This window comes from Labilibaculum manganireducens, assembly GCF_002843385.1.
GTDB lineage: Bacteria > Bacteroidota > Bacteroidia > Bacteroidales > Marinifilaceae > Labilibaculum > Labilibaculum manganireducens.
The window spans coordinates 16915-30454 of sequence record NZ_MVDE01000009.1 but is presented as its reverse complement, the minus strand read 5'-3'; the positions used below and the strand labels follow the sequence as shown (position 1 = coordinate 30454).

The following is a 13540-nucleotide window of genomic DNA, read 5'->3' as shown; positions in this document are numbered from 1 at the left end:
TCGAATAAAGTGATGAATTTAGTTGCCTGTTGTTTGCCGTAAATTATGTGAATTTAGAGTTAAGCAACAGGCAGTAAGTATCGTAAAATAAATTATACACAGATGAAAAAAATACATATATATATTATTCTGTCCATGCTGATTGCAGGATTGTTTAGTTGTGCCGATAATGAAGATTTTAGCAGCGTACATGAGATGACTGCTGATGAAATAGCTGAAATAGCGCGTCAGGATTCAATTCTGCAAGCTCAGAAAGAGAAGATCAATGCGGATTTGGTACTTGAATATTCTGTAGAAATAACCACGAGTAAATCATTATATGATGGTGCCCCTGCAACAGTCGAAATTGATAAAATTGCTGAACTTTTTGGTATTTCGGAAGAAGAAGTTCTTGCTGGTATTAACGGTGAAAGCGGAGCTCCGGAAATTAAGGGTTTTGCCATTGAAGGTACCACACATGCAGATGCTGGAAGTATAACGAATACAAATGCTCCTTGGGGTCATTGGTGGGATGCTAATGGTGATCTTTCAGAATGGGGTGAGAACGCCATGGTTTTTGCTGAATTTGATACTGAAACCAGTGTTTTCAATGTGGGGCAATACCCAGGGCATTTAACCGATGGTCAGACAATTAAAATTATTGAATGTTTAAAGTACAATGAACAACGTGTGGCAGTTGTTATTACAATTAATGTTGCTGCACCAGGACAATTAAGCGCAACTGTGGTTAGTACTCAGGATCTTGCTATTAATATTATTCCTAAAAGCAGTTATGATCCTGATTCGCTTCAGTTTAATCTGACTCAGGCGTTAATTGATCTGGGAGTAAGTTCAATGGATGAGGTTGGTTTTGTTGGAGTCAATGAAGATGGTTCTTATAATCAGGAAATTGTTACCGGGAATGGTTTTTGGTACGATATGAATGGTTTTGTAGGAGAATATGGTGATAATGCGAGTGTATATAGTGATTATGGCGATTTTTCTGCTGACAAAATTAGTCTTGGACAATACCCGGGACATTTAACTGCAGGACAGACATTTGTTATTAAATACGGCTTGCTTGCCAATAGCAAAATTGTGATGTTGAATGTTACGGTTAATGTAATTGCTTATGAGGATCCTGAAACTGCTCCTGCCGGTGATCCGGAAGACGTTGTAATGGATGTTGAGCTGGGTAAAGCTTACAGTGACGATTATGCAAGTATACAATATGATGTTAAAGAAATATTGCGTAATGCATTTAAGAAGACAACCTATCAGATTTATCAGGCAATTATTTCTGGTGATCTGAAATTATATGAGGGTTCTGTTGGTGATACAGATCCTGTTTACACTTCAGATGTACCGGGTTATTGGATTAAAGCCGACGGAACAACGGGTGAATGGGCCGAAGGTTTGATTTATTTAAGTATTGGACATAACGAAACCGAACTATATCTATATGGAGGTAATCATCCTGATAATGCTGTTTCTGGAGATACTGTAAGTACAAAATTGATAGCTGCTTACAATGGCGTGACTGTTACTCTTAATATCACTTACAACGTAGAATAACTCAGAAATGAAAGAAAATAAATCCTATTTTAAATTGTATAAGTCGGGTTTTTCCGGCTTATACAATTGCTTTTTACTTGTTTTGTTTGTTATTGTTACATCTGTTTATACTAGTGGATGTGGTAAAAGTGACATTCCTGAAACTCGTCCGGAACCTACTCCTGTAGATACAACAGCTATGGTAGATACTACATCTGCCGTAACAATCCTTACAGAATCAGATGTACCTGATTATGATCGATTTTATAAGCCGGAAGAACACAAGAGCCTTGATATGTTGCGAGGTGATAGTAAATGGTCGTTTGTCCGAAGTAAGCAATCGGATCATTTTATTGTTTTTTGGGAACCTGATTTTGGGCTTGATCCCAATGCTAGTAGTGTACCTGAATTTTATCGTGTAGATATTGACGATTTACTTTTGAAAGCCGAATCGTTCTACGATTTAAATATTAACACGTTAAAGTTTGCGGAAGTGGGAGTAGGTAAATCTAATCTTGATGACTACAAAATGCAAATTTATCTGTTCTATACAGACGAATGGATGGCGTATGGATCAGGTTATGATGATGTTATTGGTGCATTGTGGATAAATCCGGCTACTGTTCATCCGGTGGGATCAGTAATTGCACATGAAATTGGTCACAGTTTTCAATATCAGGTTTTCTGTGATCTAGGTAATGGTGCAGGATTACGTTATGGTTTTGGAGGAAATGGAGGCAATGCCTTTTGGGAACAAACTGCCCAATGGCAGGCTATGCAAAGTTATCCTGAAGAAATTTTTGAGGGCTATCATTACCCAGTGTATTGTGATAATTATCATCGACATGTTTTGCATGAGAACTATCGTTATGCCAGTTATTTTATTCACTATTACTGGGCTGAAAAGCATGGGAAAGACATGATCGGAAAAATTTGGCGTGAGGCTAAAGAACCAGAAGATCCAATTCAAGCTTATATGCGTATAAACGGATTAACAGTGGATGGATTAAACGCAGAATTGTATGAGGCTGCGACCAAGTTTGTTACTTGGGATCTTGATGCTCTTCGTTCGCTTGGCGAAAACTATATTGGTAAGCATACCTATAAGTTTTATCAACTTACCGATGGAAGTTATCAGGTGGCATACAGTAAATGTCCCAGTTCTACTGGATACAATGTAATTCCATTAAATGTACCTACTGTTGGAACTGTTATTACGACAAGTTTTACAGCTTTAACACCTGGTTCGGCGCTGGCCACGGGAGATCCGGGTACTGCAACAAATTACAATAGTAGTTCCCTTACAAGGGCAGGTTGGCGTTATGGGTACGTTGCACTGCTAGACAATGGTCAGCGTGTTTATGGAGAAATGAACAGGAAGACAGCTGGATCGGTTGAATTTACTGTACCGGAAGGATGTGTAAATTTATGGTTTGTAGTATTGGGAGCACCGTCTACTTATGAAGCTCATCCTTGGGACGAAAAAGAAAGCAACGATGATCAGTGGCCTTATAAGTTGAAATTTTCCAACACTGATATTTTGGGTAATATAACTATTGATCCAAATGCTGCGCCCGAAGATTTGACATTAACCTATGATATTTCATTTGCTGCGGCTGATGATTATTCAGGAGCTACTGTAAACCTTAATGCTAATGGTGATATTAATAAGGTGGCTCAGGCTTTTGTAATGCAACCTTCTGCCATTTCAAGTAATATGCTTGGCGCGAAAGAAACGCCTTCGGAGGGTAAAATTGCCTTCGCCGCTGTTGAGTCTGACGGATCACTAAATTACGAGACCACAGCTAACGGATATGGTTTTTGGTTCGATAGTGTTGGAGGTGTAATCGGCTGGGGTAGTGAGAATGACAGTAAATTATTTTCCGAGTTTTCTTCAAGTAGTTTTGAATTGAACATCGGACAATATCCAGGGAAAAGTGCAGTAGGTAACACTTATACTGTTAAGGAAGCACTTATTTACACCAAGGATGGTACACAATATCAGGTTACTTTTGTAATGAATATTACAATTAAGTAATATACATAATAGACTATACAGACAGGCGTAGCCATTTGGCTGCGCCTGTCTAATTATTTCCAAAAGAGAATTATCATTTCTTTTGTATTTATTTTTTTATGATGAAAATTTATTATCATGCTCAAAAAAGGCTTGTATCTTTTACTATTGATATTTCCGTTCTGCTTAAATGGACAGGAAACAGGACATAAAATTAAGGGGATAGATAACCCATTACTACCAGGCTACTTTGCCGATCCAACCATTAAAAAATTTGGGGAAACCTTCTATCTGTATTCCACTACCGATGGAATTAAATTGGCTTCGGGAGAACCACAGGTTTGGGTAAGTAAAGATTTTGTGAATTGGTACAACACCGAAATGGATATTGAGTTACCGGATGGCTTAACCAATTGTTGGGCTCCTGATGTGATGAAAGGGAAGGATGGAAAGTATTACTATTTTATGGGGAATTGTGAACATGGCTGTAATATTTATGCCTATGTTTCTGATTCACCAATCGGGCCATGGAAAAGTCTGAAAAATGGACAGGCTGTTATTCCTGTGGGAACAGCGATTAAGGGGTTACCTGCTTTGGATGCTCAGTATTTTTTGGATGATGATGGATCAATCTATTCCTATTTCGGGACTTGGTGTTCTAGTTTCGGTGGACTTGGCTGGGCTAAAATTGATCCCAAAGATCATTGTACAATATTGGAAAGCGGATCAATTCCAATCACTCAAATTCCTGAAGTATTTGAAGCCGCTTATTTATTAAAACACAATGAAAAGTATATTCTGATGTATTCGTCAGGCGATTGCAGGTTGAGCAGCTATGCAGTTCATTACTCTTATTCTGATTCTCCGGTAGGTCCCTTTAACTACGGAGATAATTCTCCAATACTGAAAACAAATCAGGACGGAAGTATTGATAGTCCCGGGCATCATTCGGTTTTAAAAGATGGCGGTGATTATTATATCCTGTATCATCGTCATGATAATCCACATAGTACTGGTGGTGAGTTCAGACAAGTTTGCGCTGATAGACTTGATTTCCTGAATGACAGTACTATTCTTCCGGTAATTCCAACGCATAAAGGAATTGGTTATTTGAGAAAAAACCAGATCCCTGAAAAAGATTTGGCCTTTAAAGCCAAAACAACAGCTACATCTTATTATCATTTGGAATCACCGGCAACAAAATATACAAATAGCCCGGTTGATTATAAATATCTGCCTGAATATGCCACAGATAATAATAACGGAACGATGTGGAAGGCGGCATCAAGTACATACCCTCAATCATTGGTTATTGATTTGGGCAAAAAAGTGAAAGTTGCCAGAGTAATGACTCAGTTTGAGTATTCAACTTTTTACTATCAGTATAGAATTGAATGTTCTTCTGACAGCATTAATTGGTTTTTATTTTCAGACAGAACAAATAACAGGCAAAGTGGGTCACCAATGATTGATGATAACAATACAAATACCCGCTATGTTAAATTGACAGTAACCGGAGCTGAAAAAGGAGGATTGTTTCCTGCAATATGGAATTTAAAAGTTTATCCTGATTTATTTGAAATTCCTGAATTGGCCTTGCTGTCGAAAACTTCTAAGGATAATCTTTTAACGGATGATCATTTATTAATGAATTTTGACGTCGAAAATTTCGTAATGGACTCATTTGATTATTCCTTCAAAAATTCAGGAAGTTTAGGGGGATATTTTATGAAAGAAGGTGCTCCCGAAATAAAGTATATAGACAATGTAAAAGCAATTTCTTTTGATGGAGAAAGCTTTTTTAAATTAAGTGAACCTGCTCCTAACAGTTTAAGCTGGAACTCACCGTATACTGTATCTTCGTGGGTGTTTAATCCTGAAATTGGAGATGGAGAATGCCTGATAACCTGGAATAGTCGTGAAAATATGCTGCAAGGCTCCTATTCAGCATTAATGTATGGTAAAAGTAATTTTGGAGCTGTGGCTCATGGAGATGGATCTGTTGATTTAGCCTATAAAGAAATCCCCGAAGCATCAAAATGGCATCACATAGCACTGAGCTTTGATGGAATGGTTGAATCGGTATATGTTGATGGTGTTATAAATACTCAACAACCAATTAATCTATTTGTTAAAAACAGTGATATTCTGATTGGCGCAAGTGGTTCATACGCAGAGAATTATACAGGTTATATTTCAAATTCCCAGCTTTTTAACAAAGCATTAACCGTGCAGGAAATTATTGAATTAATGAAGATTACATCTCCGGATAAATAATATTCATTAATCAGTTTATTTTTCGGCAATAAGTTAAATCCAGTAAAATTAAAGGCGAAAATATTTACTCTTATGAATGGAGTGGATAAAGCCTTGATAAATCGATGTAATTGAAGAATTAAAAACATTTGTACTATTATTTTGAACAAACCGACAACTTAATGTGAGCATTTCGATACAATTTTACATTTGAAAAGTAATTAATTTCTGAAATAGTAATATTAAAAAACAGGATATAACAATGACAACAATTAAAAGAGTTTTAACACTTGCACTTTGCATTTTGTGTTTTGCTGCAAATGCTCAGGAAAAAAATAAAACAGGTGGATATCCCATTTCTCCTGTTCCTTTTACTTCAGTAAAAGTTACAGATTCGTTTTGGGGACAAAGACTGAAAGCAAGTCGTGAAGTGACTATTCCATTGGCTTTTAGTAAGTGTGAAGAAACGGGTCGATATGAAAACTTTATTAAGGCAGCACATCCAAGTGATACGATTAAAGTGGAAGGCTTTTCATTTGATGATACCGATGTGTATAAAACCATTGAAGGAGCAAGCTATTCAATGCAGACTTTTCCGGATAAAAAATTAGACAAATATATTGACAGTGTGCTGACAATTGTGGCCGCTGCGCAGGAGGCAGATGGATACTTATACACTTCCCGGACAATGAACCCTGCACATCCGCATGAATGGGCAGGAACCAAACGTTGGGAAAAAGAGGAAGACCTTAGCCATGAGTTGTACAATCTGGGACATATGGTTGAGGGTGCATTGGCACATTATCAGGCAACTGGGAAAACAAATTTTTTAGATATCGCGAAAAAGTATGCCGATTGTGCCGTAAGGGAAGTTGGCGATAAACCCGGACAGGTAACAGTAGTTCCAGGTCATCAGATTGCAGAAATGGCTTTATCAAAACTATATGTTGCAACGGGCGAACAGAAATATCTGGACTTTGCAAAGTTCCTGCTCGATAAGCGTGGTTACACCACAATAAAAAGTGAATACAGCCAGTCGCACAAACCCGTTTTGGAACAGGACGAAGCTGTTGGGCATGCCGTTCGTGCTGCCTATATGTATACCGGCATGGCCGATGTGGCTGCACTTACCGGTGATACTACCTATGTAAACGCCATCGATAGAATTTGGGAAAACATTGTGGGCAAAAAATTATACATCACAGGAGGTATTGGTGCTACAGGGCATGGTGAGGCTTTTGGTGAAAATTATCAGTTGCCTAATATGTCGGCGTATTGTGAAACCTGTGCTGCCATCGGAAATGTTTATCTCAATTACAGATTATTTCTGCTTCATGGCGAATCAAAATACTACGATGTACTGGAACGCACTCTTTATAATGGGTTGATTAGTGGTGTTTCATTGGAAGGCGATGGATTTTTCTATCCAAATCCTCTTGAATCAATTGGTCAGCACCAACGCCGGCCATGGTTTGGCTGTGCCTGTTGTCCGTCAAATATTTGCCGCTTTATTCCTTCTGTTCCCGGATATATTTATGCAGTGCATAAAAGTGATTTGTATGTAAATCTGTTCATGTCAAATAATTCGGAAATTAAGGTAGATGGAAAACCGGTAGTATTGAAACAAACAACCAATTATCCTTGGGTTGGTGATATTAATCTGGATGTAAATCCAAAGAAAAAACAAAACTTCAACCTTAAAATCCGTATTCCGGGATGGGTGTTAGGTCAGGTAGTACCAAGTGATTTATATACTTTCACCGATAACAAAAAATTATCATATTCAGTTAAAGTAAACGGGCAGTCTGTTACAAGTCAACTTAAAAATGGTTATTTCACCATCTGTCGTACTTGGCGTAAAGGCGACAAGGTTGAAGTTCATTTCGATATGGAACCGCGTACCGTAAAAGCCCATCCATTGGTAGAGGCAGATCAGGGCAGAGTTGCAATTGAGTGCGGTCCGGTAGTTTATTGTGCTGAGTGGCCTGATAATGATTATAGTGTATTGAGTGCTGTTATTCCACAAAAACCGGTATTTACTGTTGAAAACAAACAAGACTTGCTTTATGGCATCAATATGATTCATACCGATGCTCAGGTACTTAATTACAACAAACAAGGTAAAATCGAAGTAAAAGATGTTCAATTGAACATGATTCCTTACTATGCCTGGGCTCATCGTGGAAGCGGTGAAATGACAGTCTGGCTTTCCAACGATTTAAGTACAAGTCGTCCCATGCAGCAACCCACTCTTGCTTCCGAAAGTAAAGTTAATGCCTCGCATTTGGTGAAAGCAATTAGTGCGGTTAACGACCAACTCATCCCTAAAAATGGTAAGGCTCAAGCTGTACCTTATTACCATTGGTGGCCTAAAGAAGGAACCACAGAATGGATTTCATACGAATTTGACGGTGAGGAAACTGTAAGTGGTTCAACAGTTTATTGGTATGATGATGCTCCTTGGGGCGGTTGCCGTATTCCAAAAGAGTGGAAAATCTACTATAAAAATAAAGACAGTGAGTGGATGCCTGTTGAGAATAATGAACCCTACACTGTAACAAAAGATGTTCCCAGCAAAGTTTCATTCAAAGCAGTGAAGACCACTGCAATAAAACTTGAAGTGAAATTGCCTGAAAAAAACGCGTCAGGAATTTTCGAATGGGAATTGGAATAGTTCCGATACCGAATTTTCATACTAAATATAGATATATAATGAAATTAAGATATTATAGTTTCCTGATATTGTTTGGTTTTCTTGCATTTTCTTGTGCTAAAAAGGAGAATGAAACTGTAGGACATTTAAATCCGGTTCCCTTTACCTCTGTTCATTTAAATGATCAGTTTTGGGCTCCTAAAATTGAAATTAACAGAACGGTGTCAATTCCATCAGCATTTAAAAAGTGTGAAGAGACCGGGCGAATGGATAATTTTGCTCTTGCCGGAGGTTTGATCAAAGGAGAACACCAAGGTGATTTTCCATTTGATGATACGGATGTTTATAAGGTGCTGGAAGGAGCTTCATATACGCTGGCTGTAGAGTACGATGCTAAATTAGACCATTATTTGGACAGCCTGATTACTTTAATTGGAGCAGGACAAGAAGAGGATGGTTACCTGTACACTTGCTTAACCAACAAATGTGAGCGTTTAAAAGGCTGGTACGGAAAAGGGCGCTGGGATCGGTTAAACAGTCACGAACTTTATAACTGTGGTCACTTGTACGAAGCTGCAGTTGCTCATTATCAGGCAACAGGAAAACGTTCCTTACTTACTATTGCGATTAAAAATGCTGATTTGGTGAATCAGGTTTTCGGCCCGGGCGAAGGACAAAAGAAAGTTCCATCAGGGCATCCGATTGTGGAGATGGCTTTGGTAAAATTATATCGGGTTACAAATGATGAAAAATACCTTAAACTGGCACGATTTTTTATCGACGAAACAGGTAAGGGTACCGACGGTCACAAATTGAGCGAATACAGTCAGGACCACAAACCAATTGTGGAACAGGATGAAGCAGTTGGTCATGCTGTTCGTTTGGGATATCTCTACTCAGGTGTAACTGATGTTGCTTCCTTGATGCACGATAAGCAATTGATGGAAGCCACCAAATGTGTTTGGGAAAATGTGGTTTCGAAAAAATTATACATTACTGGTGGAATTGGTTCCCGTGCTCAAGGTGAAGGCTTTGGCCCGAATTACGAATTGCCTAACATGACTGATTATTGTGAGACTTGTGCTTCGATATCAAATGTTTACTGGAACTACCGTTTGTTTCTGAATGATGGAAATTCAAAATACTACGATGTACTTGAACGTGTGTTGTACAACGGAGTGATTTCGGGTGTATCCTTAAGCGGCGATAAATTTTTCTACGATAATCCTCTTGAATCTGTTCATAATCATGATCGTGCACCTTGGTTTGGATGTGCTTGTTGTCCGGGCAATATCACCCGGTTTATGGCCTCGATACCAGGTTATGTTTATACTACTGATGAACATTCTGTGTATGTAAATTTATTTTCTGAAGGTCATGCTGACATTGCGGTAGGAAAGGATACCCTGAGTCTGTCACAAAAAACACAATACCCTTGGAGTGGTAAGCTTACAATTTCAGTTGATAAAAAGACAAATGAACGTATTGGTCTGAAAATTCGCATTCCGGGATGGGCACAAAATCAACCTGTACCATCTGATTTGTATCACTTTGTTGAAAATAGTACTGATACTTATACCATTAAAGTAAATGGAAAGAAGAAATCACCCGAAATGGTGAATGGTTATGCCATTTTGAGAGAAAAGTGGGATGCGGGAGATCAGATAGAAGTTGAATTTCCAATGCCTGTGCGCAAAATTAAAGCCAGTGAAAAGGTGATCAATGATCATAACAAATTGGCTTACCAACGTGGTCCAATAATGTATTGCTTCGAGGATAAAGACAACAATAATGCGTATTTATTCGATGAGTTTGTATCGCCGGATGCAAAGGTGAGTTCTCAATTTGAAGAAAACCTTTTAGGTGGGGTGGTAACACTTACAATGAAAGCAAGCAGGGTAAGTCAATCGGGAGATGCAAAAACAATTGAACCTGCAAATCTTAAAGCCATTCCATATTATGCATGGAACAATCGGGGAACAGCAAATATGTTGGTTTGGCTGCCTTCCGCTGAAGAATCGGTTATCGTAAAACCAGCTTATTCACCTGCAGATTCGGCCAAGGCATTTTCATCAACAGATTGGGCTCCGGGTTTGAATGATGGGTTTACACCTAAGAATTCAGGTGATACCGATAAATCATATTTCTACTGGTGGCAGAAAGAAGGATCGGAGGAAACTGTTGATTATGAATTTAAAGAACCTGTTGTATTGTCTCAGTCATCGGTTTATTGGCTTAATATGGATCACTACGACGGCAATTATAAGGTGCCCGAAAAATGGTCATTATTATACAAAGACAGCAAGGGGAAATGGGTTCCTGTTGAAACAAGCGATGCTTTTACAGTGGAACTTGATAAATACAATACAGTGAATTTTAAGCCTGTAAAAACAAAAGCACTTCGAATTACGGCTCAACTGCAAAAAGACGAGTCGGGTGGTATTTTGGAATGGAAAGTAAAATAATTGAGACTGTAATTTTCTGATAACTATATAATTATTAAAATATGAGATTCGATTTTTGTAGTGCTTTATTCTTTTCAATTTGTATTGGAGTTGGATTATCTTCTTGCTCAGGTATCGAAGATAATCGGATAAGCACGAACGGTCCTGAAGTGGTTGAATTTAAAGTACTGCCATTTGATTTAAAGGATGTTAAATTGCTTGATGGACCTTTCGAAAAGGCCATGGAATTAAATGTGCAGAGCTTGTTGAATTATGAACCAGACAGATTGCTGGCAAAATTTCGGATCGAAGCAGGTCTTCAGCCTAAAGCAGAGCATTATGATGGCTGGGAGGCAAATACAATAGCAGGACATAGCTTAGGGCATTATTTAAGTGCCTGTGCCTTAATGTATAATTCAACAAACGACAAGCGTTTTCTTGACCGGGTTAACTACATTGTTGATGAATTGGAAGCTTGTCAGAATGCTGATGGTGAGGGATATATAGGTGCTTTCCCTGACGGAAAGCATATTCTTGAAGAAGAAGTAGCAAAAGGAGATATACGTTCGAAAGGATTTGATTTGAATGGAATTTGGGTGCCCTATTATACCGAGCATAAAGTGATGGCTGGTTTGACTGATGCTTATAATTTATGCGGGAATAAGAAGGCTTTACAAATCAATATAAAATTTGCAGATTGGTTAATAACCATTGTAAAAGACTTAAATGATGAACAAATTCAGAACATGCTGGATTGTGAGCATGGAGGAATTAATGAGTCGTTGGCTGATCTTTATGGATTAACCAAGAATGAGAAATATCTGCAGCTGTCTAAGGTTTTTCATCACAAAAAGGTGCTTGATTCTTTGGCTCATCATGTTGATATTTTGCCGGGAATACACGCGAATACACAAATTCCAAAATTAGTTGGATGTGCACGTCGTTATGAGCTTACCGGGGATTTGTCTGATAGAGAATCGGCTGAGTTTTTCTGGGATCGTGTTGTAAATCATCACTCCTATGTTACAGGAGGTAATTGCAATCATGAGTATTTTGGGGAGTCGGATCATTTGCGCAACCGCCTTAGTCAAAATACCACTGAAACATGTAATGTGTACAATATGTTGAAGCTGTCCCGTCATCTTTTTGAGTGGGATGCCGCTCCTGAAGTTGCCGATTTCTATGAAAGAGCATTATTCAATCATATTTTATCCTCTCAGCACCCTGTTGATGGTCGGGTGATCTATAATTTGTCATTGGAAATGGGTGGTCATAAGGTATATCAGGATCCGTATTGGTTTACATGTTGTGTGGGCACAGGAATGGAGAATCATTCAAAATATGGAGCAAACATTTATTTTCACAACAATAATGAATTATATGTGACTCAATTTATTGGTTCTCAATTAAACTGGAAAAGCAAAGGTGTGATTGTAAAACAGACAACTGTTTACCCAGAAGAACAAGGAACAAAATTGGAGTTTAACTGCGAAAAACCAAGCAAATTTGTACTTAAGTTACGCTACCCAAAATGGGCAGAAAATGGTGTGGAGATTTATATCAATAAGGAAAAGATATCTGTTGATCAAAAGCCGCAAAGTTTTATTTCCATTGAAAGAACCTGGAAAAATGGAGATGTATTGGAATATAAGATGCCTTTTTCACTTCGTTTGGAAACCATGCCTGATGACAGCAACCGTGTTGCGGTTATGTATGGTCCGATGGTAATGGCTGGTGAATTGGGCCCGGAAGACGATCCAAAAGCAACTGATGCAATGTATGTGCCTGTAATTATGACAGAAGATAGAGATCCTTCGAATTGGTTGAGTTCTGTTGAAGGAGAAGTAAATACATTCAAAACCGACTCGGTTGGATATTTGCATGATTTTGTTTTGAAGCCATTCTATAAAGTGCATGATGTAAGGTATTCTGTATATTTTGATATTTTCAACCAGGAATCATGGGCGAAATACCAAAAGGAATACCAAGCTAAACAAGCACAGAAAAAGAAATTGGAAGAAATGACAGTTGACTTTTTCCAACCAGGAGAAATGCAGCCCGAACGGGATCATAATTTTACAAGCGAAAAATCATCCGTTGATGTGATAAAAAATAAAAGATCCCGTGTTGTTAACAGAGGTGGTGTAATGTCCTTCGAAATGGGATTGATGAAAGGAAATCGATTGGCTTTGGCTGTTGAATATTGGGGCGGAAGTACCGGTGCTAAAACATTTGATATCTTGATTGACGGAAAATTACTTGCTACAGAAAATATCGCAGATAAAAAGCCGGGTGAATTCGTTGATATCTTATACCAATTGCCCGATGATATTTGCATGACCAAAGATAAAGTGTTGGTTACATTTAAACCTCACGAAGGGCATAGAGCAGGACCGGTATTTGGTGTAAGAACTGTTAAGCAATAAATAAGGAAAGAATATTTTAGTTAGTTTTTTAATGGTGGATAGTTCTGAAAACTGCAAATCTCAAAAGAGAGATTTGCAGTTTTTTTTTTTGTCTGTGAGAGGATATTTTTTTTCAATAAAATGACTTATAACACATGCTTGTTACTTTTTTAAACAATAGTGATAGTCCAAAGCCTAAAGAATAGACAGATTTGAGTCATATTTTTTAACC

Annotated in this window: 6 protein-coding genes; all 6 read left to right on the top strand. The window is 38.1% G+C overall.

What is annotated here, in order from left to right:
* The first annotated feature begins 102 nt into the window (after positions 1-102).
* On the top strand, positions 103-1554 hold the full coding sequence (locus BZG01_RS07745) for a DUF4859 domain-containing protein (RefSeq protein WP_101309259.1): 1452 nt from the start codon (positions 103-105) through the stop codon (positions 1552-1554).
* 7 nt (positions 1555-1561) lie between these two features.
* On the top strand, positions 1562-3571 hold the full coding sequence (locus BZG01_RS07740) for a DUF4859 domain-containing protein (protein ID WP_101309258.1): 2010 nt from the start codon (positions 1562-1564) through the stop codon (positions 3569-3571).
* A 117-nt stretch (positions 3572-3688) separates the two neighbouring features.
* Positions 3689-5827: a family 43 glycosylhydrolase gene (locus tag BZG01_RS07735; RefSeq protein ID WP_101309257.1), complete on the top strand. Its 2139-nt coding sequence runs from the start codon at positions 3689-3691 to the stop codon at positions 5825-5827.
* Positions 5828-6068: 241 nt separating this feature from the next.
* Entirely contained in the window at positions 6069-8480 is a 2412-nt protein-coding gene (locus tag BZG01_RS07730; protein WP_101309256.1) for a glycoside hydrolase family 127 protein, read from the top strand.
* A gap of 38 nt (positions 8481-8518) precedes the next feature.
* Entirely contained in the window at positions 8519-10924 is a 2406-nt protein-coding gene (locus BZG01_RS07725) for a glycoside hydrolase family 127 protein (protein WP_101309351.1), read from the top strand.
* A 41-nt stretch (positions 10925-10965) separates the two neighbouring features.
* A complete protein-coding gene (locus BZG01_RS07720) occupies positions 10966-13329 on the top strand; it encodes a glycoside hydrolase family 127 protein (RefSeq protein ID WP_101309255.1) in 2364 nt (787 codons plus the stop codon).
* Positions 13330-13540 lie beyond the last annotated feature (211 nt).